At 56.0% G+C, this 23,155-nt stretch carries 26 protein-coding genes, 1 tRNA gene and 3 pseudogenes; 16 read left to right on the forward strand and 14 right to left on the reverse strand.

All coding sequences use genetic code 11. The features are described 5' to 3' along the window. Positions 1–7: 7 nt before the first annotated feature. The 5 genes from hflD to rluE form a co-directional block, all read right to left on the reverse strand. Positions 8–637 carry a high frequency lysogenization protein HflD gene (hflD, locus tag WLO32_RS08645; protein ID WP_435947953.1) on the reverse strand — a complete coding sequence of 210 codons (630 nt, stop codon included), beginning with the start codon at positions 635–637 and terminating at the stop codon, positions 8–10. A 23-nt stretch (positions 638–660) separates the two neighbouring features. After that, positions 661–1,770, reverse strand: coding sequence for a tRNA 2-thiouridine(34) synthase MnmA (mnmA, locus tag WLO32_RS08650; RefSeq protein ID WP_435947954.1), 1,110 nt, complete (start codon positions 1,768–1,770; stop codon positions 661–663). Positions 1,771–1,835: 65 nt separating this feature from the next. Then, complete coding sequence (locus WLO32_RS08655) at positions 1,836–2,285, reverse strand: NUDIX hydrolase (RefSeq protein ID WP_435947955.1); 450 nt, start codon at positions 2,283–2,285, stop codon at positions 1,836–1,838. A 9-nt stretch (positions 2,286–2,294) separates the two neighbouring features. After that, positions 2,295–2,624 carry a lysozyme inhibitor LprI family protein gene (locus WLO32_RS08660; RefSeq protein ID WP_435947956.1) on the reverse strand — a complete coding sequence of 110 codons (330 nt, stop codon included), beginning with the start codon at positions 2,622–2,624 and terminating at the stop codon, positions 2,295–2,297. Next, positions 2,621–3,286 carry a 23S rRNA pseudouridine(2457) synthase RluE gene (gene rluE / locus WLO32_RS08665; protein ID WP_435947957.1) on the reverse strand — a complete coding sequence of 222 codons (666 nt, stop codon included), beginning with the start codon at positions 3,284–3,286 and terminating at the stop codon, positions 2,621–2,623. Before rluE ends, WLO32_RS08660 begins: the two co-directional genes overlap by 4 nt. A 103-nt stretch (positions 3,287–3,389) precedes the next feature. On the opposite strand from rluE, the gene icd reads away from it, so the two are divergent. From icd to WLO32_RS08685, 4 genes are all read left to right on the forward strand, one after another. Continuing rightward, entirely contained in the window at positions 3,390–4,640 is a 1,251-nt protein-coding gene (gene icd / locus WLO32_RS08670; protein ID WP_121267863.1) for an NADP-dependent isocitrate dehydrogenase, read from the forward strand. A gap of 308 nt (positions 4,641–4,948) precedes the next feature. Beyond that, on the forward strand, positions 4,949–5,377 hold the full coding sequence (locus tag WLO32_RS08675; protein ID WP_435947958.1) for a hypothetical protein: 429 nt from the start codon (positions 4,949–4,951) through the stop codon (positions 5,375–5,377). Positions 5,378–5,973: 596 nt separating this feature from the next. Continuing rightward, a complete protein-coding gene (locus WLO32_RS08680) occupies positions 5,974–6,360 on the forward strand; it encodes a DUF1090 domain-containing protein (RefSeq protein WP_435947959.1) in 387 nt (128 codons plus the stop codon). A 180-nt stretch (positions 6,361–6,540) separates the two neighbouring features. Continuing rightward, positions 6,541–6,616 (forward strand) — tRNA-Thr (locus WLO32_RS08685). A gap of 95 nt (positions 6,617–6,711) precedes the next feature. Here WLO32_RS08685 and WLO32_RS08690 read toward each other — a convergent pair. Further along, positions 6,712–6,955 (reverse strand): annotated as a pseudogene (locus tag WLO32_RS08690) (DinI family protein). A gap of 107 nt (positions 6,956–7,062) precedes the next feature. After that, entirely contained in the window at positions 7,063–8,274 is a 1,212-nt protein-coding gene (locus WLO32_RS08695) for an MFS transporter (RefSeq protein ID WP_435947960.1), read from the reverse strand. Positions 8,275–8,369: 95 nt separating this feature from the next. Between WLO32_RS08695 and WLO32_RS08700 the strand changes: the two genes are divergently transcribed. From WLO32_RS08700 to WLO32_RS08710, 3 genes are all read left to right on the forward strand, one after another. Next, complete coding sequence (locus WLO32_RS08700; protein WP_435947961.1) at positions 8,370–9,332, forward strand: LysR family transcriptional regulator; 963 nt, start codon at positions 8,370–8,372, stop codon at positions 9,330–9,332. A gap of 218 nt (positions 9,333–9,550) precedes the next feature. Further along, on the forward strand, positions 9,551–9,763 hold the full coding sequence (gene cspG, locus WLO32_RS08705; RefSeq protein ID WP_121267867.1) for a cold shock protein CspG: 213 nt from the start codon (positions 9,551–9,553) through the stop codon (positions 9,761–9,763). 178 nt (positions 9,764–9,941) lie between these two features. Then, the gene (locus tag WLO32_RS08710; RefSeq protein WP_435947962.1) at positions 9,942–10,100 is read left to right on the forward strand and encodes a YqaE/Pmp3 family membrane protein; all 159 of its coding nucleotides are present in this window, start codon (positions 9,942–9,944) and stop codon (positions 10,098–10,100) included. 70 nt (positions 10,101–10,170) lie between these two features. On the opposite strand, the pseudogene WLO32_RS08715 reads toward WLO32_RS08710, so the two are convergent. Next, positions 10,171–10,462 (reverse strand): annotated as a pseudogene (locus WLO32_RS08715) (Bor family protein). Between the two features lie 419 nt (positions 10,463–10,881). On the opposite strand from WLO32_RS08715, the gene WLO32_RS08720 reads away from it, so the two are divergent. After that, complete coding sequence (locus WLO32_RS08720; RefSeq protein ID WP_435947963.1) at positions 10,882–11,187, forward strand: hypothetical protein; 306 nt, start codon at positions 10,882–10,884, stop codon at positions 11,185–11,187. Here the strand turns inward: WLO32_RS08720 and WLO32_RS08725 are convergent. Then, positions 11,184–11,535 (reverse strand): annotated as a pseudogene (locus WLO32_RS08725) (DUF488 domain-containing protein). The gene WLO32_RS08720 and the pseudogene WLO32_RS08725 sit on opposite strands and share 4 nt — an antisense overlap. After that, positions 11,532–12,035 (reverse strand): DUF523 domain-containing protein, encoded by a 504-nt coding sequence (locus tag WLO32_RS08730; protein WP_435947964.1) that lies wholly within the window; start codon positions 12,033–12,035, stop codon positions 11,532–11,534. The pseudogene WLO32_RS08725 and the gene WLO32_RS08730 overlap by 4 nt, the downstream one beginning before the upstream one ends. A 156-nt stretch (positions 12,036–12,191) precedes the next feature. Here WLO32_RS08730 and WLO32_RS08735 point away from each other — a divergent pair, with 156 nt between their 5' ends. Further along, complete coding sequence (locus WLO32_RS08735; protein WP_435947965.1) at positions 12,192–12,899, forward strand: CTP synthase C-terminal region-related (seleno)protein; 708 nt, start codon at positions 12,192–12,194, stop codon at positions 12,897–12,899. Between the two features lie 37 nt (positions 12,900–12,936). Here the strand turns inward: WLO32_RS08735 and WLO32_RS08740 are convergent, their stop codons facing one another. Then, a complete protein-coding gene (locus tag WLO32_RS08740; protein WP_435947966.1) occupies positions 12,937–13,686 on the reverse strand; it encodes a class I SAM-dependent methyltransferase in 750 nt (249 codons plus the stop codon). A 35-nt stretch (positions 13,687–13,721) separates the two neighbouring features. Then, a complete protein-coding gene (locus WLO32_RS08745) occupies positions 13,722–14,924 on the reverse strand; it encodes a CynX/NimT family MFS transporter (protein ID WP_435947967.1) in 1,203 nt (400 codons plus the stop codon). 98 nt (positions 14,925–15,022) lie between these two features. On the opposite strand from WLO32_RS08745, the gene WLO32_RS08750 reads away from it, so the two are divergent. Beyond that, positions 15,023–15,808 carry a helix-turn-helix domain-containing protein gene (locus WLO32_RS08750; RefSeq protein WP_435947968.1) on the forward strand — a complete coding sequence of 262 codons (786 nt, stop codon included), beginning with the start codon at positions 15,023–15,025 and terminating at the stop codon, positions 15,806–15,808. Here WLO32_RS08750 and WLO32_RS08755 read toward each other — a convergent pair. Then, positions 15,805–17,343 (reverse strand): methyl-accepting chemotaxis protein, encoded by a 1,539-nt coding sequence (locus WLO32_RS08755; RefSeq protein ID WP_435947969.1) that lies wholly within the window; start codon positions 17,341–17,343, stop codon positions 15,805–15,807. The two genes, WLO32_RS08750 and WLO32_RS08755, sit on opposite strands and share 4 nt — an antisense overlap. 294 nt (positions 17,344–17,637) lie before the next feature. Between WLO32_RS08755 and WLO32_RS08760 the strand changes: the two genes are divergently transcribed. The 6 genes from WLO32_RS08760 (at position 17,638) to WLO32_RS08785 (ending at position 21,778) form a co-directional block, all read left to right on the forward strand. Then, the gene (locus tag WLO32_RS08760) at positions 17,638–18,468 is read left to right on the forward strand and encodes an ABC transporter substrate-binding protein (protein ID WP_435947970.1); all 831 of its coding nucleotides are present in this window, start codon (positions 17,638–17,640) and stop codon (positions 18,466–18,468) included. 4 nt (positions 18,469–18,472) lie between these two features. Continuing rightward, positions 18,473–19,294, forward strand: coding sequence for an amino acid ABC transporter ATP-binding protein (locus WLO32_RS08765; protein WP_435947971.1), 822 nt, complete (start codon positions 18,473–18,475; stop codon positions 19,292–19,294). Further along, the gene (locus tag WLO32_RS08770; protein ID WP_435947972.1) at positions 19,291–20,070 is read left to right on the forward strand and encodes an amino acid ABC transporter permease; all 780 of its coding nucleotides are present in this window, start codon (positions 19,291–19,293) and stop codon (positions 20,068–20,070) included. Before WLO32_RS08765 ends, WLO32_RS08770 begins: the two co-directional genes overlap by 4 nt. Further along, a complete protein-coding gene (locus WLO32_RS08775) occupies positions 20,060–20,740 on the forward strand; it encodes an amino acid ABC transporter permease (RefSeq protein WP_435947973.1) in 681 nt (226 codons plus the stop codon). The genes WLO32_RS08770 and WLO32_RS08775 overlap by 11 nt, the downstream gene beginning before the upstream one ends. 95 nt (positions 20,741–20,835) lie before the next feature. After that, a complete protein-coding gene (lysM, locus tag WLO32_RS08780; protein WP_435947974.1) occupies positions 20,836–21,282 on the forward strand; it encodes a peptidoglycan-binding protein LysM in 447 nt (148 codons plus the stop codon). Positions 21,283–21,592: 310 nt separating this feature from the next. Next, positions 21,593–21,778: a hypothetical protein gene (locus WLO32_RS08785; protein WP_435947975.1), complete on the forward strand. Its 186-nt coding sequence runs from the start codon at positions 21,593–21,595 to the stop codon at positions 21,776–21,778. Between the two features lie 91 nt (positions 21,779–21,869). On the opposite strand, the gene WLO32_RS08790 is transcribed toward WLO32_RS08785, so the two are convergent. Beyond that, positions 21,870–23,150: a YeaH/YhbH family protein gene (locus tag WLO32_RS08790; protein ID WP_435947976.1), complete on the reverse strand. Its 1,281-nt coding sequence runs from the start codon at positions 23,148–23,150 to the stop codon at positions 21,870–21,872. Between the last annotated feature and the right edge of the window lie 5 nt (positions 23,151–23,155).

A 23,155-nucleotide genomic window follows, 5' to 3' on the forward strand; every position in this document is an offset into this window, starting at 1 on the left:
AAAGAGGTTAACAATGAGCAAGAATTTGTTTTGCCTGCGTGCACAGGCGATTACGGGAAAACATCAGCTGCAGGCGGCCACCGCCGACCTGCTGCCACAGCACGGCGGCACGAATGCCGGCCAGCAGCGAGGCGCGAACTTTGCTTTGCACCTGCGGGCTTTGTAAAACAGCAGGGGAGCCCGTGACCTGAATACGCGGCCCCAGCGGGCTTATCACGTCAACATAAATAGCGGCCATCGCGCTGAGCAGGGTATCGGATTCCAGATCGAAATGTTCCAGCTGGCGCTGCAGGCCGGCGATACGCGAGCCGAGCGTGTCCATGGCGCCAGAGCTTGCGTGCAGCTTACGCTCCAGCACCATCAGGCTTAAGGTATAGCGCGTAAGCTCGGCGTTCAGGCCCTGGCGGTTGCTGGCGTTGAGCACGCCCAGCAGCGTTTCCAGCCCCAGCTTCAGGTTAGCTTCGCTGCCGCCGAACACGCCGAGGGTGGAGCCGGGATTAAGATCGATAACACTATTGAGCGCGACATGCAGCGCGTCGGAATCGCAGTGCCCCTGATGCGCAAGCTGCTGAACCAGACGGGCGGACTGGCAGATGCCCGCCAGCGCGAGAGTAATGTCGAAGTAATTCTTAGCCACAGTGTTTCGTCCTTGTCCGCAAATTAGTCGATGAGCGGCAAACGCTGCTCGATAATACCGCCGCCCAGGCATATTTCACCGCTGTAAAAGACCGCGGACTGGCCTGGCGTGACCGCCGCAACCGGCTCTTCGAAGCGCACTTCAATGCGGTCGGCGTCCAGCGGGGTGAGGGTGCAGGGAATATCCGTCTGGCGGTAGCGCGTTTTTACCGTGCAGCGCAGCGGGGCGCTCAGCGTTTCGCGATCGACCCAGTGCAGCTGCTGCGCAATCAGGCCGACGGACATCAGGCGCGGATGGTCATGCCCCTGGGCTACAACCAGAATATTGTTCTCAACGTCTTTATCCACGACGTACCACGGATCTTCGCTGCCTTCTTTGGTGCCGCCGATGCCAAGGCCCTTACGCTGGCCAAGGGTGTGGTACATCAGGCCCTGGTGCTCGCCAATGGCTTCGCCGTCGACGGTCACAATTTTGCCCGGCTGCGCGGGCAGGTAACGGCCCAGGAATTCGCGGAATTTGCGCTCGCCGATAAAACAGATACCGGTGGAATCTTTTTTCTTCGCGGTGATGAGATCCAGCTCTTCGGCGATGCGGCGCACCTCTGGTTTTTCTAATTCGCCGACCGGGAACAGGCTTTGGGCAATCTGCTCATGGCCGAGCGTGTAGAGGAAGTAGCTCTGGTCTTTATTGCCGTCCAGCCCGCGCAGCAGCCGGCTTTTGCCGTCCACGTCAGCGCGCCTGACGTAGTGGCCGGTGGCGATGTAATCGGCGCCTAAATCTTCTGCGGCGAATTCGAGGAAGGCTTTAAATTTGATTTCTTTGTTGCACAGGATATCCGGGTTTGGCGTGCGGCCCGCTTTATACTCTTCCAGGAAGTGTTCAAAGACGTTGTCCCAGTACTCGGCGGCAAAGTTAACGGTGTGCAGTTCAATGCCGAGCTTGTCGCAGACGGCCTGCGCATCCGCCAGATCGGCGGCCGCGGTGCAGTACTCCTCGCCGTCATCCTCTTCCCAGTTCTTCATGAACAGGCCTTCTACCTTGTAGCCCTGCTGTTGCAGCAGGTAAGCAGAAACGGAGGAATCAACACCGCCGGACATCCCGACGATCACTTTTTTCTGGCTGTTATCAGACATGGAGTACTCACGACATTGAACTTAAAGGCGGCGTATTCTATCACGCATCCCCAGGCCTGGCACCCTTAAGTAAAGGGCCAGTTAAACGCGCCGAGCACGCTGAGCGGATAACGTTCGGCTCGCTGGTAGCAGCGGATGCTCTCGGCGACCAGCGGCGAGCGTAAATTCCCTGCGTTAACAATTTGTTGCGCATCCAGCCATAAACAGCGGTCGATATCGCTGTCGTGGGGCTGCGTCGGCAGCTGTTCGGGTAAATCGATGGCAAACAGAAAGCGCAGGAAGGGCGTGCTGTCCGGGGCTATCCACTGGTGCATACGGATAAAAGTTTGCGGAACGGCACGTATGCCGGTCTCTTCGTACAGCTCGCGGCTGGCGGCCTGCAGCAGCGTTTCATCAGCCTCAAGGTGCCCGGCAGGCTGGTTCCACAGGGCTTTGCCGTTAATGGTCTCTTCAACGATTAAAAACTTCTCCTGCGCCTGCACGACGCAGGCGACGGTCACGTGCGGTTTAAACATGGGGATCCTTTAAAGCGGCTTGTTAATGTTGTCATACATCGCATCCAGCTGTTGCAGGCGCCGATCGTAGGCTTTTGTCAGGCAGGTCACGTTGCCGCCGCACTGCCGGCGTGTTTTGAGCCAGCTTTGCTGGGCATCCTGAATGGCGCCGCGGCCTCCCATCGCCAGCAGCCCCTTCAGAAACTGGTATTTGGTGCTCATTTCCACATCTTTATCGTTCAGGGAAAGATGGGCGCAGATGGCTTTTTCATCCGCCGCTCTGGCCTTCTGGCAGTCAAAGCTTGCCGCGCCGGCGGCAAGCGGGCTCAGTAACGCGAGCGTTAAAAGGAGTCGTTTCATTTGCTTTCCTCCTGCGGGAGCTCCCGCCATTGACCGTTATCGAGACCGTCCAGCGTAAAGTCCCCCATCGCATAGCGAATCAGACGCAGCGTAGGGTGGCCCACGTGCGCCGTCATGCGGCGGACCTGGCGGTTACGTCCTTCATATAAGGTGATTTTAAGCCAGCTGGTGGGAATCGCTTTGCGTTCACGAATGGGGGGATTGCGCGGCCACAGCCACTCCGGCTCCAGCACAAGCTCAACGCCTGCGGGCAGGGTGGGGCCATCGTTAAGCGTCACGCCGCAGCGCAGCGCAGCCAGGGCTTCTTCAGCCGGCGCGCCTTCTACCTGCACGTAGTAAATCTTGCCGGTTCGTTTGCCCGGCTGCGTTAGCCGCGCCTGCAACGCGCCGTCGTTGGTGAGCACCAGTAGCCCTTCGCTGTCCCGGTCTAAACGCCCGGCGGCATATATTCCTTGTAACGGGATGTAATCTTTCAGCGTGCTGCGTCCCGCTTCATCCGTGAACTGCGGCAGCACATCATAGGGTTTATTGAAGATAACCAGCCGCTTCGGTCCCTGCGGGCGCGGTTTTTTGGCCGCTTGCCTTGTGCTGAATCGTTTAACTGAGTGATTTCTAATAGAAGTTTTATTCATAGTGTTTTCAGACGTCAGGTATTCACGCATTATAACGGAAATCACCAGTGATTGGCGCGGGCCTGATATTCAAGTAGTATTGACACGCATATTACAAATCATTAACAAACAGAAGCGCTCGAAGGAGAGGTTAATGGAAAGCAAAGTAGTTGTTCCGGCGGAAGGTAAAAAGATCACCCTGCAAGATGGCAAACTGAACGTTCCTCACAACCCAATCATTCCTTTCATTGAAGGTGATGGTATCGGTGTGGATGTGACGCCTGCCATGATTAAAGTGGTGGATGCCGCCGTGCAAAAAGCCTATAACGGCGAGCGGAAAATTTCCTGGATGGAAATCTATACCGGCGAAAAATCTACCCAACTGTACGGCCAGGACGTCTGGCTGCCAGAAGAAACTCTGGACCTGATTCGTGACTACCGCGTTGCCATCAAAGGCCCGCTGACTACCCCGGTCGGTGGCGGTATTCGTTCTTTGAACGTTGCGCTGCGCCAGCAGCTTGACCTGTACGTTTGCCTGCGTCCGGTACGTTACTACGCGGGCACGCCAAGCCCGGTAAAACACCCTGAGCTGACCAACATGGTTATCTTCCGTGAAAACTCAGAAGACATCTATGCGGGCATCGAGTGGAAAGCAGACAGCGCTGAAGCTGAAAAAGTCATTAAATTCCTGCGCGATGAAATGAAGGTGACGAAAATTCGTTTCCCTGAGCATTGCGGGATTGGCATCAAGCCTTGCTCCGAAGAAGGCACCAAACGCCTGGTTCGTGCGGCCATCGAATACGCAATCACCAACGACCGTGATTCCGTCACCCTGGTGCACAAAGGCAACATCATGAAATTCACCGAAGGCGCTTTCAAAGACTGGGGTTACCAGCTGGCGCGTGAAGAGTTTGGCGGCGAGCTAATCGACGGCGGCCCATGGGTGAAAATCAAAAACCCGAATACCGGCAAAGAAATCGTTGTTAAAGACGTGATCGCCGATGCGTTCCTGCAGCAGATCCTGCTGCGTCCGGCTGAATACGACGTTATCGCCTGTATGAACCTGAACGGCGACTACATCTCCGACGCCCTGGCAGCCCAGGTTGGCGGTATCGGTATCGCCCCGGGCGCGAACATCGGCGACGAATGCGCGCTGTTCGAAGCCACCCACGGCACCGCGCCAAAATACGCAGGCCAGGACAAAGTGAACCCGGGTTCCATCATCCTGTCCGCGGAAATGATGCTGCGTCATATGGAATGGTTCGAAGCGGCAGACCTGATCGTGAAAGGTATGGAAGGCGCCATCAACGCCAAAACCGTAACCTACGATTTCGAACGCCTGATGGACGGCGCTAAGCTGCTGAAATGCTCAGAGTTTGGCGACGCTATTATCGAAAACATGTAATCAGACTTTCTGGTTGTGTGAGAACGGGAGCCATGTGCTCCCGTTTTTTATTATTCGTTTTCGAGCGGTTATCAAAGCCTCTCTCCAAAATTTTCTGTGCCGAGCCCTTGTGATAGCTATATTTTCATACAGGCAGAGCAAAAAAAAATCGCCTTTGGTTTTCAAATAGTTATTACAGACCATTCCTGGATTTGTTTCAGGGCTATTTTGACATTAATCAATTTATCATTCAGCCTCATAGAGGATATTGCCAGCGGCTTTGAATAGCAGGCCATTTATTTAAAAATAAATTTAGCACTGAGGTTTATATGAAAAAATTGATAATTGCCGCTTTAGGGGTATTTACTCTGGCGGGCTGTTCCAGTCAGGCATCCAGAATGGCAGACTGTGAAGCGCAGGGTATCAGCCGCGATACCTGCTACCTCTCAGAGCAAAACAGAGCGGCTTCTATCAATAGTGCCGCAGAAAAACAGGCGCTGGAAAATGCCCGGGCTCAGTATCCACAACATGCTCAGTCCGCAAAAAAGGTTACGGCTTTTACAAAGCATTATAATGGTATGACGATCAAACGCGATAAATCCGGCATCGTTACCGTCGATGGTAAACCGGCGGCTCAGGATGAAACGACAGCTGAAGCCACAACATATTCGCAGGGTCTGTATACTTTTATTGTTTACAATAAGTCAGGAAAGGTTGCGGTAATGAAAGATGGCGCCCTGGCGGGGTACGCCAAATAAAATGAAATTAGCAGCAGTATAACGTCTGGATAAAATCAGGATGTAAGGCAGTGCCCGGTGCCCGCAGATTAGCCCTATATATTTTCTGTACAGAGAAGTCTGGGGGGCACACAACGAACTCAGTAACGTCTTCACCAGCATCGCGATGCATTATTCTGCATTAGTTTGTATTGGCAAAGAACATAAAAGCAACCGATCGTGAAAGATATCCTCTACGCCAAAACCTTAACCTGCGATTCCACTCATATTTTTGTATTGTATTTAACCAAAAAATGAAGTGGTTACCCGTTTTAATGTTATGCGCTTCATACTGTCTTCTTTTAATTCCTTCATGTCCTTATCGGCACGCTTTGGTCATGAATATTCATTATGGCGACCGGCGGCGTCTTCATGATATTTGCAGCAAAGCTGGCCGCGAGCGGTTGATAAAAATAAAGGGCCAGCCCGGCAGGCCCCTGCCCGAAGGCTAATGGAGATGTCTGATGAAGCCTTGCGCCACCCGCTATTTTTTCCGGAATTAAGAAAAAATTAAGATCTCAGCGTTACGCTGTACCCGGACCTGACGGCCTGCCGTCATTATTTATTCAGGGAGCTTTATGTTTACTAAAAAAATCATCGCCGTATTCCTTCTGTCTTCGGCCCCGGCGTTTTCGGCCTTAGCGCAAGCAGAGCTGAAAGGATGCGAGGCAAAGAAGTACAATATCCAGCAGGAAATTGCTTACGCAAAAACTCACGACAATACTCATCGCGTTGCCGGGCTTGAGAAAGCCTATGCAGAAGTGGTAGCCAACTGTACCGATGCCTCTTTAAGGCTGGAACGTGAGGCCGATATACGCAAAAAAGAGCAAAAAGTTGCCGAGCGCGAGCAGGAGCTGGCCGAGGCGCAGGCGTCCGGGCGTGCTGATAAAATCAAGAAAAAAGCGCATAAGCTGGAGGAGGCGAAGGATGAGCTGTCTGCGGCAAAGGCAGAATTAAATCAATAAACAGACGCTTTTCTGAACTGCGCGGCTTTATAAAGAAGGGATAGCCGCACGGCCTGGCGCAAAAATACGGTCACCCTGCGCTCAAAAAGAACCGATGAATATCAGGCGGTTGAATTTTTAACCGAACGGTAGCAGGGGGAATTGCATCGCCTGAGGGGGATGTGTAATATGCGCGCCAGTGCCGACTTAGCTCAGTAGGTAGAGCAACTGACTTGTAATCAGTAGGTCACCAGTTCGATTCCGGTAGTCGGCACCATTTCCCCTCTTTTTCGCTTCAAATCCAGCCCTGCTGGCTTGCCAGCCAGACCACGATGGCCACCAGAATCAGCACTATCGTTGTTTTTCTCATTATTATTCCTCGGTAACCAGCCAGAAGTCCGCTTCGTCGAACATCTCTTCAATCAGGCGGTTGATCCTTTCCTTTTCGCTTTTGGTGCAGTCGCTGTTAACGGCGTTGGCCTGCATTGGCTTCACTCTGACTTCGGCCTCGGGAAAAAGAGATTGCATCCGGCGGGTGAGCTCAGCAAGGATTTTCTCGTTCGCGCCCGGCAGGGCCCGCCACGTTTCGTTTGTCGTAAACCAGTTCAACGTACATTCTCAAACCTTTCATAAAGCTGTATTTATATACAGTAATGAATCCCGGGCGCAAGGGCAAGCACTATCGTTGGGCAGGAAACGGGAGCCGGCCGCGGCCGGGCAGAATTATTTACCTGAAGGCGTCAGTAAACGTATCGCCAGGCCAGCCGCTGCGGCAAGCGTCGCCAGCGCGACCACGCCCGGCCAGCCAAAGTTTTCCAGCGCTTTACTGCCCAGTTCGGCACCCGCCGCCATCCCGACGAACACCAGGGTGAACATAATCGCGTTCAGACGGCTACGGGCCGGCGGGTTTATGGCGTAGATAATCGTCTGGTGCGCCACCAGCGACGCCTGAATGCCAAGGTCAAAGCCTATCGCGCTTAATACAATGACCGCGAGCTGCGCGGGCACCGGCAGCAGCGGCAGAACAAACATCAGCGCAAAAGAAACGACCACGATAGCCGAGGCGACCCGGGTGACGAAGTTCGGGCCGCGACGATCGGCAAGGGCGCCCGCCAGCGGAGCAGCAAGCGCCCCTGCGGCGCCCGCCAGGCCAAAAGAGCCGGCTACCGCGCTTCCCAGCTGGTAACGTTCGGCAAGCGCTATGGCAAGGGTTGACCAGAAGGCGCTGAAGGCCACCGACAGCAGACCCTGCGCCAGCGCGGCACGGCGCAGGGCGGAGTAGCTCATCCACAGTTTGCCCAGAGAAAGCAGCAGGGCAGGGTAACGCAGCGTCGTTTCAGGCCTGAAGGGCGGCAGCACGCGCCAGAGGGTGAGCGTTATCATCAGCACGGCCGCAGCGGCGATGGCGTACACGCTGCGCCAGCCGAACAGCTCTGCCACCAGGCCGCTGAACACCCGTGATAACAGGATGCCGGCCAGCAGGCCGGTCATCACCATGCCGACCGTTTTCCCACGTTTGCTCTCCGGGGCGAGCGTCGCAGCGGCAGGGATAATATCCTGCGCTACGGTAGCGACCAGCCCGATAGCCAGGCTGCTGAGCAGCAACAGATGCCAGGATGGGGCGAATCCGCACAGCAACATGGTCAATGACAGCAGCGTGCCTTTGACCAGGATAATGCGGCGGCGATCGAAACGGTCGCCCAGCGGAGCGAGTAACAGAATACCAAGCGCGTAGCCGATTTGGGTCAGCATCGGCACGAGGCCGATATCGCTGACGCCCGCTTTAAAAGCGGCGGCGATAATCCCCAGCATCGGCTGGCTGTAGTAAATAGAGGCGACGCTAAGCCCGGCGCCTGCGGCGAGGAGAAAAACAGTTTTGCCCGACAGCGCGTTATCCGCCGGGGTTTTACTCTGGAATGCTGAAAGCTGGCTCATGGCTCGCTCCGAATGGGTGAATGTGCGGCCATTTTTGTTGTTTCTGCGGCGAAGCTGTAGCCCCCGCAAAGGTAAAACTGTTATACACTTTACGTATGAAGAAAAACCTTAGTCCCGCCGGCGATCGTATAACCGTGCTGCAAACCTTCGTGCGCATTGCTCAAAGCGGCAGCCTTTCGGCCGCGGCCGCGCAGCTGGGCACGTCGCAGCCCACCGTCAGCCGCCGCCTGCAGATGTTAGAGCAGATGCTGGGCGTGAAGTTAATTCAGCGCACCACGCACACCATGAAGCTGACCGACGACGGCGAGCGCTGCTATCAGCATGCGCGCAGGCTGATTGAGAACTGGCAAATCATGGAGGATGAGGTAAGCGGAGTACGGGATGAGCCCGTCGGCGTACTGCGCGTTCGCGCCCCCCACGCTTTTGGCCAGGATCAGCTTATCGGCCCGCTGGGCGATTACCTTCAGCGCTATCCGCAGATAAGCATCGAGTGGATCCTCAACGATCGGTCACCTGATTTTATTCCTGAGGGCATCGACTGCGCGATTCATGTCGGGCCGGTGACCGATCCCGCGGTCGTCGCGGTACTGCTCGCAGAAGTGCCGCGCATCGTTGTGGCCGCGCCTTCACTGCTGGCAAACAGCGGCCCGGTGAAAGCGGTGGAGGAGCTGGCGCATCTGCCGTGGATCGCGCTGAACAGTTTTTATCGCAATGAGGTGACGCTCTGTCATAGGGTTCACGGCGAACCCTTCCGCTTTGATATTTCCCCACGGCTTAGCACCGACAGCCTGTACGCGGTACGGAAAGCCGCGTTGAACGGGCTTGGGGTGGCGATGGTTTCATCCTGGGTGGTGAAAAAGGATTTGCAAGAGGGCGCCCTGCAGCATATTTTGCCGGCCTGGCAGGCCGCGCCGCTGCCGATTTATCTGCTTTACCCTTACGCCAGCTATTATCCGGCCCGCCTGCGGAAATTTATTGCGCTGATGAAAGAGGTGATGCCCGGCCTTACTGGGACAAGGCCTCCGGGGCAGATAAACGAAGCGGCGACAAGGACATAGAAAGCCTGATAATGAAAATAAGTCTTGCTTAGGCGGGGCGGGCGTGCGTAAATGCGCCATCGGTTTGGAACACAGACCTTATGAAAGCAGTTTTAGTAAAGCAGTTCACCATAGATACCCTTCTTCGTGAGTCTCCTCCTAAGCGCCTAAATAAGAAACGATCTGCAATACAGACCACGTTCGCCACGTTAGGTGGCCAAATAATTGAGGAAGTATCTATGTCTAACAAAATGACTGGTTTAGTAAAATGGTTTAACGCTGAAAAAGGTTTCGGCTTCATCACTCCTGACAACGGCAGCAAAGATGTGTTCGTACACTTCTCTGCAATCCAGAGCAACGATTTCAAAACTCTGGACGAAGGTCAGAAAGTTGAGTTCTCTATCGAGAACGGCGCTAAAGGCCCTGCGGCAGCAAACGTAGTTGCTCTGTAAGTCTTAAGACGCGCGCTGTTTTCAGCGCACTAAAAAACCCGCTTATGGCGGGTTTTTGCGTTTTCGGATGGCGGTAAAGCAGCGCGGTTTTTTGCGAAAACGCGATCTTAAGGCTAGGCTTGAAGTGAATATTTATTTTCATTACAAGCAGTTGGATGTTTTTTAAACAGGAGAGTTTATGGGCTTTTGGCGCGTAGTTATCACTATTTTGCTCCCACCCCTTGGCGTACTTATCGGCAAAGGGTTTGGCTGGGCGTTTATTCTGAATATCATCCTGACGCTGCTGGGCTACATTCCGGGCCTGATTCACGCGTTCTGGATACAAACCCGCGACTGATTTACATTTGCGGCTTTACACGAAAAGCGTGTAAAAAAACAGGCTCATCTGAGCCTGTTTAACTACGGGATTAGTTGGAGCAATAAACGCGGGCGTCACGCGGGGTGTAAATCCCAAAGGTGACCACGCCCAGCAGGCCCGTCAACGAAGGTTTGCTGTACTTCAGTACGCACCACTTTATCCGCCCCGCCGCAAACGGCCGCCGCGTCAATCGTTTTGCTCTGGCCGATACCTGACACGAAAAAGTGATGGGTCGTGACCTGTTTTGGCGTTTCGGCAATGTCATTTTTAACCTTGAAGCTTTGCTGAGCACAGCCCGCCAGCATCATGGTGGTTGCTACGGCAATCATTAACTTTTTCATTATCTTCCTTAAATTTAATTATTTGGCTCTCTGAGCGATCTGCGGCACAGCCTGTTCGCCCAACATGGAATTAATATAAGCAAAGAAAAATATCAAGGAAAATAAACATCTACCGATATTGGAGTATGAATTCAGGGCGGCGGGTAACCATGAAATATTATGCTTTAAGTTTATTGTCCTCCTTTATGATTATGGGTTTTCAACACAGATAAGAGCGAAGAATTTGCCAGCCGCGCCGGCGAAAATAAGCAGCATTGCGATGAGGCCACTTTTCGTCGTGCGTATCGTAGGGGATAAGCCTGTGCATAATGCAGAAGCTCGACAGTATAAAAAACGCTCAATAAGTTTTGGCACTGTTTACTTTTACAGCTAAGAATGTTCTGATATTTCGCGTAAGCGACCAGAACAAGAGAAGTGATATGTTTCAGTTAAAGCCGGGCACCCTGGCGATGATTATCGGCTCCCGTACCGCCAGAGGCCGGATCAATATTGGTAAAGCCGTCGAGCTGTTTGGTTTGTGCCTGCCAGGCGAGCGTTTTGTTAATCCGGTTACGGGCGTTATCACCCAGCTGCCGCTGGCAGCGAATTATCCCCTGTGGTTAGTCACCGGCGACGTAGTGGCGTTTGACGGGCGGGAAGGGTATGCCTTCGTTCGCGCCGAACACCTTATGCCGCTCGACAAGCCTTCCGTTTCGCAGGTGAATGAAAAGCAGGCCGTTCTTTAGCTTTTCAGCCGGCGTAAAAAATCAGCCAGCACCAGCGCGTGGTTCTGCGCGGTATTTTTTGCGCCATACAGCAGGGTAACCGTTTCTTTCTGCGCGCGCTTTGCCAGCGCCTGCGCCGCGTCACCCGCCTTATTAAGCTCTTCCCGGTAGCATTTGCTGAATTCGCTAAAATCGATGGTTTCGCCGTGAAAGGCCTTACGCAGCTCCGCTGAGGGCGCAAGCGTTTTGGCCCACTCATCGTAGCGCAGCTCCGTTTTCTTTATGCCGCGCGGCCACAGGCGGTCCACCAGCACCCGATAGCCATCGTCCTGGGCGGCCCTCATCGTAAATGCGTTTGCAGCGGATCATAACGCCTCCTTTTCGAACTCTTCTAGCCGGCTTATCAGCTCCGGAAGCTGGTGTTCGGCATAAACCTCGACGCCATGCTGACGCAGCAGCGCCGCCGCCACGCCCATGCCGGGCAACGTCGCGCCCCGGAAATGTCCATCGTAAACCTTTTGGCTGCCGCAGGTCGGGCTGCCGTCGGTGAGCAGGGCGAACCGGCAGCCGTTTTCCCGGGCGGTTCTGAGCGCAAGCCAGGCGGCCAGCAGGTAAGCCTGGGTGACATCGCGGCCGTCGCTTTCCAGGATGCGCGCTGCGCCAGTTAATGCGTCAACGCCGTCACCGCCGGCGATTTCCGCAGGCAGGCGCGGCGTAACCAGCCCGGCGGCAAGCTCGGGGCAGTGAATGACCAGGCGCTGCTGTCGCCGCCAGCGTTCTAAAGCTTCTGCCATCAAGGGTTTATCGCGGCCGTTATAGCGTACTTTAAACCCCATCAAACAGGCGCTGACCAGAATTTTTGCTTTCATCGCTAAGGCTTTTTGCGGGACGGGAGACTAAGGTACTACAGGGCGGCGGTCGGTTTCCACCCTGCCAATTTTCGGCGTTGTCAGGTAAACCTTAAGCGTCTATTCTATGCTTCCTTATGTTGTCCCTCGCTTGCAAACATAAGGATAATCAAACAAATGCCAGCCTCCGTTCTGAAATCCACTCTTCGTATCGCCCTGGTCGGGGATTTTAACCCGGCGGTTATTGCGCACCAGGCTATTCCACCGGCTTTAGATAACGCGGCGGCCGTCGTCGGCGTGACCGCGGACTACGACTGGCTGCCCACGCCGGAAGTCGTCAGCCCGGAAGATTTGGTCGGTTACGATGCCATCTGGTGCGTTCCCGCAAGCCCCTACCAGAATGACGACGGCGCGTTTCTGGCGATACGCTATGCGCGCGAAAACGCTATTCCGTTCCTCGGCACCTGCGGAGGATTTCAGTATGCGATCGTTGAGTATGCCCGCCATGTTATGGGCTGGGATGACGCGGGGCACGCGGAAACGGACAGCGACGGGCGGCTGGTTATTGCGCCATTAACCTGCTCGCTGGTGGAGAAACCCGACGTTATTGAGCTTGCGGAAGATTCAAAAATTGCCCGCGCCTACGGCACGACAAAAATCGAAGAGGGCTACCATTGCAATTACGGCATTGCCGGGCTGTTTGCCGCAGCGCTTGAGCATCAGCCGCTAAAAGCGACGGGGTGGGATAAGCAGGGCGAGATCCGCGCGGTGGAGCTGGCCGATCATCCGTTCTTTGTGGGCACGCTCTTCCAGCATGAACGCAACGCCTTAAAAGAGCGGCCGGCGCCTCTGGTTGAGGCCTTGCTTCGCGCAGCAAGGCTTTAGAATAAAGGGGCGGGTAAACACGTTACCCGCCGGTAAATCAAACCCTGGCCGCCCTGAGCAGCAGGAAAGGCGGGCGGCGGCATTGATTCGCAAGGTCCGGCCGCAAAGCAACCGCCTCGTCGCGCGGCTTTGGCTCAAGCAGGCGAGTCACCGCAAACCCGCTATCCAGCAGCGTATTGACGTAGGTTTCCACCGTCCGATGGTATTTCTGCACGTCCTCCACAAACCAGGTGGTGTGCCGCAGCGTTTGTTGCTGGTAGTGGTCCACCGGCCAGACGTCGCCCTTTTCATAAGGCACCCAGCCAACCTGAAAAGCCGTGCACATTGGATGCTCGACGGAAAAGATAAACTGGCCGCCGGGTTTTAACGAGGCGAAAACTTTTTTACACAGCGCGCTGAAATCTTTGATGTAATGCAGCGCCAGCGAAGAGACGGCCAGATCAAACTGCTGCTCCTGAGCCTGAAAATCCTCAATGGCGAGATGCTGGTAAACAATGTTTTCGTCATTCGTACCGGCCCTGGCCTGAGCGAGCATTTTCTCCGAAACATCCACGCCATGAATATATGCCGCGCCCTGGCGGCGGGCGTAGCGGGCGAAATCCCCGAAGCCGCAGCCGAGATCGAGGATCGTTAACCCCTTGAGCTCGGGCAGCAGAGAATAGAGCGCGGGCAGCTCCAGTAAGCCATTCAGGCCGGAATCGTTCTCACGCAGCTGCCGGTAATTTTCAAAAAAAACCGGGTCGTCAAAAATATTCTGCGGTGCTGATGGTTTCGCTTCGTTGTGCATTGTCGCTCTCCATTATGGTGATGCCGCTCAGGGCATCAGCGCTTCGCGTTAGCCGCGGAGCCGATTTCAGCGTTGCGGCCGGCCCGGGCGCCGAATGCCGCCATGGCTATAGAGAGTAACGCGCATCCCAGCAGAGGCAAGCTCCAGCTGCCTGAAACGTCGTGAATTTTGCCCATCAGCGGCGGGCCGAAGGCCGCCAGCAAATAGCCCACGCACTGCGCCATACCCGAAAGCGCGGCCGCCTGATGCGCAGAACAGGTGCGTAGGCCGATAAACGACAGCCCCAGAATCATCGCCGCGCCTGAGCCAAAGCCGCCGATACAAACCCACAGGCCCGCGAGGCCGGGCAGCAGCCACAGGCCGACCGCGCTCAGACACCACAGCATGGCCATCAATACCGCAATCCCGCGCTGATCTTTCAGGCGGCTTAGCATCAGGCCGATAACCAGGCCGGGGATCGCCGTCGCCAGCTGCAGCAGGCCGTGCAGGGAGCCCGCCTGCGCCTCGCTGTAACCATAGCTGATGAGGATCGAAGGCAGCCAGCCGATGATGACGTAGTAAATCAGCGAGTTAATACCCAGATACATCGTCACCTGCCAGGCGAGCGGCGAAGACCAGATCCCGCGGCTGTGCAGCGCGGCGTTAGCGCTGAGGCTGGCGGGCGCGTGGTTCGCCAGCTGCGGCAGCCACAGCAGCAGCGCGACGACAGGGAAGATCATCAGCGCCATTAGCGCTCCTTGCCAGCCGTAGCCGTGCAGCGCGACGGGAACCACCATTACGGAACCGATAGCCGCCGCCACGCCCATCGTCAGCGAGTAGGCGCCGGTAAGCCGCGCCACCTGGCCGGGGAAGTCCCGCTTGATAAGGCCCGGTAGCAGCACGTTGCCCATCGCAATACCGCAGCCAATAATCGCGGTGCCGACATACAGCAGCGCAGCGCTGCCCGCCGAGCGAAGCGCGATGCCCGCGCAGATGATGATCAGGGCGCCAAACAGGCTGCGCTCGGTGCCGAAGCGCCGGGCAATGCCTGCCGCCAGGGGCGAAACAACCGCGAAGGCCAGCAGGGGCAGCGTCGTCAATACTCCGGTCTGAGCCGTGGTTAAGCCGAAGGTCGCGCGCACCATATCCAGCAGCGGGGCCGCGCCGGTAAAGGTGACGCGCAGCGTGGTGGCGATCGTCAGAATGCCGAGCAGCAGCAGGCCGTGCTTTTTTATGCTCGCTGAAGAGGAAGGGGTCATTTTTCATATCCGTTAAAATCGAGGCCTAAAGATACACGCTTCTGCCTTTGAGCAAATCAACGTAAAATGACAGTTTATCCCTAAATTCGGACAGAATAATGGAGCGTGGTTTAGCCCTGGAAGGATTTGACCCGGACAGCAGCCCGCAGCCGGCGCAGGCTTTTCGCATACGCGTGGCGGAAAGCGTCAAGGAGATCCCTTTTCACCAGCACCGCAAGGGCCAGCTGATCGTTGCCCTGCACGGCGGGATAACCTGCGAGGTGGAGCAGGCGATGTGGATGGTGCCGACGCAGTACGCGGTGTGGATCCCCGGATCGATGCCGCACAGCAACCGCGCCACGACCAACGCGCGCATCTGCTTTTTGTTTATTGAACCCGGCGCGGTGACGATGCCGGATCAGTGCTGCACGCTAAAAATTTCCCCGCTGGTGCGCGAGCTGATTCTGCATTTAGCCCGGCATCCTCATGACGCCGATGAGACGCCGGCGCGGCAGCGGCTGGTGCAGGTTCTGTTCGACGAGCTGCCGCACCAGCCGGTTGAACAGCTGCGTTTGCCGATGTCCCAGCATCCGAAAATCCGTCAGATTGCCGAAAGGCTGGCGCAGAACCCGCAGGAGCGGCGGACGCTGGCCCAGTGGGCGTCAATGCTGGCCATGAGCGAGCGAAACCTGGCGCGGCTGGTGGTCAAAGAGACGGGGCTGAGCTTCCGCCGCTGGCGCCAGCAGCTGCAGCTGATTGTGGCCCTGCAGCTTTTAATCGATGGCGAAGCGGTGCAGAAGGTGGCGGACGCGCTGGGATATGAGTCCACCAACGCGTTTATCACCATGTTCAGAAAAGCACTGGGAACGACGCCGGGGCGCTACCTGGCGTCGCTTACCTCCTAGACGGCGCTGTTCAGCCGGAACTGCGAGACGACCTCGCGCAGCCCGCGGGTCTGGTCAAGCAGCGACTCCGCCGCCGCCGCGGCCTGGTTTACCATCGCCGCGTTCTGCTGCGTGGTGACGTCCATCTGGCTGATGGCGGTGCTCACCTGCGCAATGCCGCTGCTTTGCTCTTTGCTGGCATGGGTAATTTCCGCCATCAGCGCCGCCACGCGTTTGACGTCCGTTACTGCGGTATTGATGGTTTTGCCCGCTTCGTTCACCAGCTCGCTGCCGTGCGTGACCTGCGAAACGGAATTCTCAATCAGCACTTTTATCTCTTTTGCCGCGCCCGCGCTGCGGCTTGCCAGGCTGCGAACCTCTCCGGCAACCACCGCGAATCCACGTCCCTGATCTCCGGCGCGGGCGGCTTCCACGGCGGCGTTAAGCGCGAGGATATTGGTCTGGAAGGCGATGCCGTCAATGACGCTGATGATGTCGGTGATTTTGCTGGCGGAGGCGGAGATATCGTCCATGGTCTGCACCACGCGGGCGACGACCGCGCCGCCCTGTTCGGCGCTGCGTGACGCCGTCGCCGCAAGCTGGCTGGCGGTCTGCGCGTTTTCGGCGTTCTGTTTCACCGTCGCCGTCATCTGCTCCATTGAAGAGGCGGTCTGCTCCAGCGCGCTTGCCTGCTCTTCGGTGCGGGAGGCCAGATCCTGGTTGCCGCTGGCAATTTCACCGGAGCTGTTGGTGATATGGTTGCTACTCTCATGGACGATATTAATGATCATCATTAATTCTTCGCACATGGTCTTCATGGCGGCCATCACGCTTTGCGTATCGCCTTCGCGCACCGGCACATGGCGGGTCAGATCGCCGTTGGCGACGGCATTGGCGATCTCAGCCACCTGCGCAGGTTCGGCGCCCAGCGAACGGAAAATACTGCGGTGCACCCAGTAGCCGATAAGCAGCAGCAGTAAGACCGCGGCGCCGGAGCCGATCAGCTGCCATTTTACCGACTTGCTGGCGCTGGTCTGCGCGTCGTCCACGGCGCTGTTGGCATAATTCGAAGAGTCCTGCACAAAGGCGGTAATGCCTTTCTCATGGGCGAAGAAATGCTTGTCTGCCGCTTTGAGCTGCTCGAAGAGCGGCGTCGGCGCGCCGCTGCGAATCAGTTCGATTAAATCATTCGCGTCTTTAATCATCTCCAGTCCGGCGGCGTACTGCGCGCCGAGCAGCTTTTCCTGCAGCTGCGCAGGCAAAACGCTTTTCCAGTAATCAATTCTCTGGTGCCATTTTTTGCTCAGGCGCTGTATTTCGCCGTCGGCCTGGTCGACGGTGAGGGTGCCTTCAACCACGCGGGAAAGCACCAGCCGCATCTCGATAAGATAGACCGGCGCGGGATGAATATCCGCCACCAGATCCTTCGCCAGCATGCCGTTTGCGGTTTTTTGCGCGCTTTGCTGGCTGCCGTAGATGGAAATCGCGGTAACCAGCGCTGACATCAGGACCGAGCAGCAGATCAACAACAATAAATTGTGGGTCAGTGATTTCATTTTTATTCTCCTGTTAACTGGCAAGGTTATCGGCCCCGGCGAAAAGAAACTTTTTACCGCGATGTTAAAAACGAAAGCGTCATCACACTTTATTGCCATAATTCTTCGTTTTTTATTTTTAAAAACAGTTTGTTAGAGAAACCATTTCAAAATCCATAAGCAAAACTTTTAACAGAACGCTAACTAAGACGTTTTGTGCATAAGCAAAGGATTTTTTAGCATTGGCAGCGCACGCGCCGTTGTGGGAGCGTAAGGCCGTAGCCCGCTAACAGGCGGGGATAACAAGGAAAATCTATGGCACAGACAATGAAATCCCATAAAAATAAGATCGCGGCCTTGCTCCTTCTGGCGCTTTCCGGCGCTGGCGTAACGGCGGCCCATGCCGACCAGCTGGCTGATATTCAAAAGGCTGGCGTGGTAAGAGTCGCAACTTTCGACGCTAACCCGCCATTTGGCTCTATAGACGCTAAAACACACGATATCGTCGGCTATGACGTTGATTTCGCAAAGGCGCTGGCCCACTCCCTAGGCGTTAAGCTGCAGCTGGTCGCCACCAATCCGGCCAACCGTATTCCTCTTTTGCAGTCCGGCAAGGTCGATTTGATTGTGGCGGATATCACCATCACGCCGGAGCGCGCGCAGGTGGTGGATTTCTCCACGCCCTATTTTGTGACCGGTCAGCAGTTCCTGGTGCCCGCCGCTTCGCCGGACAAGCTTGATGATTACGGGCACGCCCGCATTGGCGCGGTAAAAGGCACCACCGGTGAGCAGGCGCTGCATCAACGCTTCCCGTCCGCGCGCGTACTTTCCTACGACGATATTCCGCTGGCGTTAACCGCGCTGCGTAACGGCAACGTGCAGGCTATTACCCAGGACAGCACCATTCTGGCCGGGCTGCTGGCCGAAGCGCCGGACAAAGCGAAATTCAAAATCCTGCCGGACCTGCTGAGCAAAGAAGAAATCGGCGTCGGCGTGAAGAAAGGGGAGGCGTCGCTGTTAAATGCGGTGAACGGCGAGCTGGTGAAGCTTGAGCAAAGCGGCGAGGCGGCAAAAATTTACGACAGCTGGTTTGGCCCGGACAGCAAAACGCCGCAGCCGCGCGGTTTTAAAATAGAAGCTCAGTAATACGATGAGCGGCTTATTAAAACGATCCGCGGCCCAGGCCGCGGATTTTGCACATTTACGCGACGCCAGCGTTGAGTTTCGCAAGGCCGGTAAAAGCTACGGCGACACCCTGGTTTTAAAATCCATCGACCTGAAAATTAACGCGGGAGAAGTGGTGGCGATCTGTGGGCCGTCCGGCTCCGGGAAATCAACTTTAATCCGCCTGATTAACCAGCTCGAACCTTTAAGCGCGGGCGACATTCTTATCGATGGCAAACCTACGCGGGATCTGCAGGGAAAAGCGCTGCGCGCCTTGCGCAGCCGCATCGGCTTCGTGTTCCAGCAGTTCAACCTGTATGCCCATCTTACCGCCGAGCAGAACATCACGCTTTCGCTGACCCACGTTCACGGCTGGAAGGCCGACGAGGCTAAAAAGCAGGCGGCGGCTTTGCTGGAGCGCGTCGGGCTGGCGGAAAAAGCGCAGCATTTTCCGGCGCAGCTCTCCGGCGGACAGCAGCAGCGGGTGGCTATCGCCAGGGCGCTGGCCTCGTCGCCGCAGATAATCCTGTTCGACGAGCCTACCTCGGCCCTCGATCCGGAAACCATCGGTGAGGTGCTGGCGGTGATGAAATCCCTGGCCCACAGCGGCATTACCATGGTCGTGGTGACGCATGAGATGCAGTTCGCCCGAGAAATTGCCGATCGGGTGGTGTTTATCGACGGCGGCGAAATTCTGGAGCAGGCGGCGCCCGCGCAGTTCTTTCGTTCGCCGCAGCATCCGCGGGCGCGGCGTTTTCTGCAAAAAGTGCTCGACCCGCTGCATGCCGGGCTTAAGGAAGAGCTATGAGCTGGCATATCGACTGGGCCGGGGCGCTGAGCGGCCAGCCGCTGCAGTGGATTATTTCCGGCTTCCTGACCACCGTCTGGGTGACCGTCGCCGGGATGCTGCTGGCAACGGCGTTAACGCTTCTGCTGCTTGGTTTCCGGCTGGCCGGCGGGCGTATCGGGCGCGGCCTGGTCGCCGCATGGGTATCGCTTTTTCGCAACACGCCGCTGCTGGTGCAGCTGTTGTTCTGGTACTTCGCCGCCTGGAACTTTCTGCCGCAGGGGCTGCGCGGATTTATCAACGACGAGCACGGCTGGTCGATTTTACCCGGCAACGTGTGGTGGCTCACGCCGGAGTTTTTATCCGCCGCCTGGGGACTTGGGCTGTTTACCTCGGCGTTTTTACTCGAAGAGCTGCGCAGCGGCTTGCAGGCGGTGCCCAAAGGCCAGGTCGAGGCCGCCCTCGCGCAGGGGTTTTCGGCATGGGCGATATTTCGCTGGATTATGCTGCCGCAGGGGCTGGTAAACGCCTGGCAGCCGGTGGTGGGGCAGTATCTCAACCTGATGAAGCTGTCGTCGCTTGCGACCGGCATCGGCTTTGCGGAGCTTACCTACCAGGTGCGGCAGATAGAAAGCTACAACGCGCACGCGCTGGAGGCTTTTGCCGTGGGAACGGCGCTCTATCTGCTGCTGGGGCTGGTGATGGGCGCGCTGTTTACCTGGTTTGGTCCGCGCGGGCCAAAGCGCAGGCGGGCGGCGGTAAAAACCTCAGTGACGGAGGTGCGGCATGATAGCTAACGTTACGGTGATTGCCGATAACCTCGACTACCTGCTGTGGGGACGCATGGCGCAGGGCGAGCCGGGCGGGGTTCTGCTGACGCTTTTAATGACGGCCGGGGCGGCGGTGCTGGCGCTGGCGGGCGGGGTGCTGCTGGCGGCGTTAGCCTGGCGGTACAGCGGCACGGTACGTCGGCTGCTGTTTATCTGGGCCGAGTTTATCCGCGGCATTCCGCTGATTTTTGTCATCTTCTGGCTCTACTTTTTGCTGCCCGTTATTACCGGCAAAGATTTGCCCGGCGCGCTGACCGTCACGCTGGCGCTGGCCTGGTTTACCTCGGCGGCGGTGATGCACACGACCTTTGCAGGCCTGCAGGCTTTACCAGGCGGACAGCGGGAGGCCGCGCTGGCGGGCGGGCTCAGCTCATGGCAAATGCTGCGGCTGGTGCTGCTGCCGCAGGCGATGCGTAACGTGCTGCCTTCCTACGCAGGGCTGTTTATTGCCCTGCTGAAAGACACCTCGCTGGCGTTTATCGTCAACGTGCCGGAATTAACCACGGTGGCAGGCCAGGTGAACAGCAGGGTGCAGGTTTATCCGGCGGCTATCTTTATTTTTACCGGCCTGGTTTATTACCTGCTGTGCAGCAGCATGGGATGGCTGATATCGCGCTGTCGACGGGCGCACGGGTAATAAAGGCCCGGGTAAAACCGGCAGCCAATTCCTCTGCTAAACTCTGATGTTGTCAGGATGCATTACTTTGTGATCGATCATCAGCAGGAGGACATATGGGTTTAATCAGTTTTGTTAAAGAAGCAGGCGAGAAAATACTGCATGCGGTTACCGGAACAGCGCACGCCGCCGATCAAAATGAGCTCCTTAAAGAGCACCTGAAGAAAACCGGTATTCCGGATGCGGATAAAGTTGATGTAAAAGTAGCAGACGGCAAGGCCGTGGTGACGGGGGAAGGGCTAAGTCAGGAAGCGAAAGAGAAGATCCTGATTGCCATTGGCAACGTCGAAGGTATTGCCGGGGTGGAAGATAAAGTTTCGGTGACGGACGCGGCGGCAGAAAGCCAGTATTACACCGTGAAATCAGGCGATACGCTCAGCGCTATCTCGAAACAGGTTTACGGCGACGCGAACCAGTACAACAAGATTTTCGAAGCCAACAAGCCGATGCTTAAAAGCCCGGATAAAATTTATCCAGGACAGGTACTGCGCGTACCTAAATAACTAAACTAACCCACCGTAAGGTGGGTTTTTTATTTAAGGATGAATATGTTTGGTTAAATAATGAGCATACAGGCGGGTTTTATCGGGTAATTAAATTATGTAATTATGCAGGTTCAAATTATCGCTACTCGGTCATATCCCTGAATGCCTCCGTAAAAGCTTTAAACTGGTCTGACTTCCATGTTTTTGCAATTAATAGCATCTTAATTAAAATTTCTTCGCCTACATTTAATTAAACCAGTCACTCACGCCTTCCTGACAGGGGCTTAAGTGCGAACATTTTTAAATACGCAAATGTAAGGGAAATTAAATGAACAGTGATCCAGCCTTTCCTGCTTTCCCAGTAACCGACTGGCAAATTGGTTCTTCAGAGGAAAAATCCTCGCTGGTTATCAAATTCGGTTACAGCACTTCCCCCTACGGCACGACAGCATCAACCTTTGATTCGCAGTTCTTCGCCTTAACCCCGGAGAAGGCCCCGCAGCCTGATTCATGATTTAGAGCTTTACGCCAAGCAGTGCGAGTAAATTTTTCAACGCGGTGAGCAAAATAAAATCAGCCAGCCTGGGCTGGCTGATTTACCGAGTTTAATTATGCGATTCGCTGGCCTGCTTATGGAAAAGCTCCCGGAAGACAGGATAGATATCGTCCTGATCGCGAATGTGCTGCATGGCAAAGTTATCAAACGTGGCCTGCAGGTTTTCATATTCGCGCCACAGCGTCTGATGCGCGCGACGGGTGATTTCGATGTAGCTGTAATAACGCACCACCGGCAGCAGCTTCTTCGCCAGCAGCTCGTGACACAGCGGCGAGTCGTCCGCCCAGTTGTCGCCGTCCGAGGCCTGCGCGGCGTAGATATTCCACTGCGTCGGGTCGTACCTTTCCTTCACTACCTCATCCATCAGCTTTAACGCGCTCGACACTATGGTGCCGCCGGTTTCCTGCGAGTAGAAGAATTCGTGCTCATCCACCTCTTTCGCCTGGGTGTGATGGCGGATATAAACGACCTCCACATTTTTGTAGGTTCTGCTCAGGAACAGATAGAGCAGGATATAAAAACGCTTCGCCATGTCTTTGGTGGTCTGGTCCATAGAGCCGGACACGTCCATCAGACAGAACATAACGGCCTGGCTTGAAGGCTCGGCGCGTTTTTCGTAGTTTTTGTAGCGCAAATCGAAGGTGTCGATAAAAGGCACGCGGGCGATTTTCTCGCGCAGCTCGGCTATCTCTTTGCGCAGGCGTTCCTCTTCCAGCAGCTGCGCAGGCTCGCTTTTGCTGACGATCTCAAGGCTGTCTTCCAGCTCGTGCAGCTGCCGGCGTTTTCCGGCGGTCATCGCCGTACGTCTTGCCAGCGAGTTCTGCAGCGAGCGCACCACGGATATATTCGCAGGCACGCCGTTAGAGGTGTAACCCGCGCGGTGTGTTTTAAACTCGTTGAGCTGCCGGTGCTGGTTTTTCTTCAGGTTTGGCAGCGCAAGGTCTTCAAACAGCAGGTCGAGATATTCATCTTTAGAGATCTGAAAGACGAATTCATCCTGGCCTTCACCGTCCGGGCTGGCCTGGCCCTGGCCGCCGCCTGAACCGCCGCCGCCCTGCGGCCGCTCGATGCGGTCATTCTGCACAAAATGGTCGTTCCCCGGATGCACGCGATGGCGCAGGCCGCCGCGTCCCTGATGGAACATCGGTTCGTTGATATCTTCGCCTGGAATGGAAACGGACTCGCCGCTGTCCACGTCGGTTACCGAACGCTTGTTGATGGCCTCGGAAATCGACTGTTTGATTTGCGCCTTATAACGGCGCAGGAAGCGCTGGCGGTTAACCGCGCTCTTGTTTTTGCCGTTCAGTCGCCTGTCAATAAAATAGGCCATAGTTC

This window comes from Dryocola mayonis (assembly GCF_051307045.1).
GTDB lineage: Bacteria > Pseudomonadota > Gammaproteobacteria > Enterobacterales > Enterobacteriaceae > Dryocola.

Bases quoted from the DNA above. Each gene is read 5' to 3' on its own strand.
- mnmA (WP_435947954.1), bottom strand. From the start codon at position 1,770: ATGTCTGATAACAGCCAGAAAAAAGTGATCGTCGGGATGTCCGGCGGT.
- WLO32_RS08655 (WP_435947955.1), bottom strand. From the start codon at position 2,285: ATGTTTAAACCGCACGTGACCGTCGCCTGCGTCGTGCAGGCGCAGGAG.
- WLO32_RS08660 (WP_435947956.1), bottom strand. From the start codon at position 2,624: ATGAAACGACTCCTTTTAACGCTCGCGTTACTGAGCCCGCTTGCCGCC.
- rluE (WP_435947957.1), bottom strand. From the start codon at position 3,286: ATGCGTGAATACCTGACGTCTGAAAACACTATGAATAAAACTTCTATT.
- icd (WP_121267863.1), top strand. From the start codon at position 3,390: ATGGAAAGCAAAGTAGTTGTTCCGGCGGAAGGTAAAAAGATCACCCTG.
- WLO32_RS08675 (WP_435947958.1), top strand. From the start codon at position 4,949: ATGAAAAAATTGATAATTGCCGCTTTAGGGGTATTTACTCTGGCGGGC.
- WLO32_RS08680 (WP_435947959.1), top strand. From the start codon at position 5,974: ATGTTTACTAAAAAAATCATCGCCGTATTCCTTCTGTCTTCGGCCCCG.
- WLO32_RS08695 (WP_435947960.1), bottom strand. From the start codon at position 8,274: ATGAGCCAGCTTTCAGCATTCCAGAGTAAAACCCCGGCGGATAACGCG.
- WLO32_RS08700 (WP_435947961.1), top strand. From the start codon at position 8,370: ATGAAGAAAAACCTTAGTCCCGCCGGCGATCGTATAACCGTGCTGCAA.
- cspG (WP_121267867.1), top strand. From the start codon at position 9,551: ATGTCTAACAAAATGACTGGTTTAGTAAAATGGTTTAACGCTGAAAAA.
- WLO32_RS08710 (WP_435947962.1), top strand. From the start codon at position 9,942: ATGGGCTTTTGGCGCGTAGTTATCACTATTTTGCTCCCACCCCTTGGC.
- WLO32_RS08720 (WP_435947963.1), top strand. From the start codon at position 10,882: ATGTTTCAGTTAAAGCCGGGCACCCTGGCGATGATTATCGGCTCCCGT.
- WLO32_RS08730 (WP_435947964.1), bottom strand. From the start codon at position 12,035: ATGAAAGCAAAAATTCTGGTCAGCGCCTGTTTGATGGGGTTTAAAGTA.
- WLO32_RS08735 (WP_435947965.1), top strand. From the start codon at position 12,192: ATGCCAGCCTCCGTTCTGAAATCCACTCTTCGTATCGCCCTGGTCGGG.
- WLO32_RS08740 (WP_435947966.1), bottom strand. From the start codon at position 13,686: ATGCACAACGAAGCGAAACCATCAGCACCGCAGAATATTTTTGACGAC.
- WLO32_RS08745 (WP_435947967.1), bottom strand. From the start codon at position 14,924: ATGACCCCTTCCTCTTCAGCGAGCATAAAAAAGCACGGCCTGCTGCTG.
- WLO32_RS08750 (WP_435947968.1), top strand. From the start codon at position 15,023: ATGGAGCGTGGTTTAGCCCTGGAAGGATTTGACCCGGACAGCAGCCCG.
- WLO32_RS08755 (WP_435947969.1), bottom strand. From the start codon at position 17,343: ATGAAATCACTGACCCACAATTTATTGTTGTTGATCTGCTGCTCGGTC.
- WLO32_RS08760 (WP_435947970.1), top strand. From the start codon at position 17,638: ATGGCACAGACAATGAAATCCCATAAAAATAAGATCGCGGCCTTGCTC.
- WLO32_RS08765 (WP_435947971.1), top strand. From the start codon at position 18,473: ATGAGCGGCTTATTAAAACGATCCGCGGCCCAGGCCGCGGATTTTGCA.
- WLO32_RS08770 (WP_435947972.1), top strand. From the start codon at position 19,291: ATGAGCTGGCATATCGACTGGGCCGGGGCGCTGAGCGGCCAGCCGCTG.
- WLO32_RS08775 (WP_435947973.1), top strand. From the start codon at position 20,060: ATGATAGCTAACGTTACGGTGATTGCCGATAACCTCGACTACCTGCTG.
- lysM (WP_435947974.1), top strand. From the start codon at position 20,836: ATGGGTTTAATCAGTTTTGTTAAAGAAGCAGGCGAGAAAATACTGCAT.
- WLO32_RS08785 (WP_435947975.1), top strand. From the start codon at position 21,593: ATGAACAGTGATCCAGCCTTTCCTGCTTTCCCAGTAACCGACTGGCAA.
- WLO32_RS08790 (WP_435947976.1), bottom strand. From the start codon at position 23,150: ATGGCCTATTTTATTGACAGGCGACTGAACGGCAAAAACAAGAGCGCG.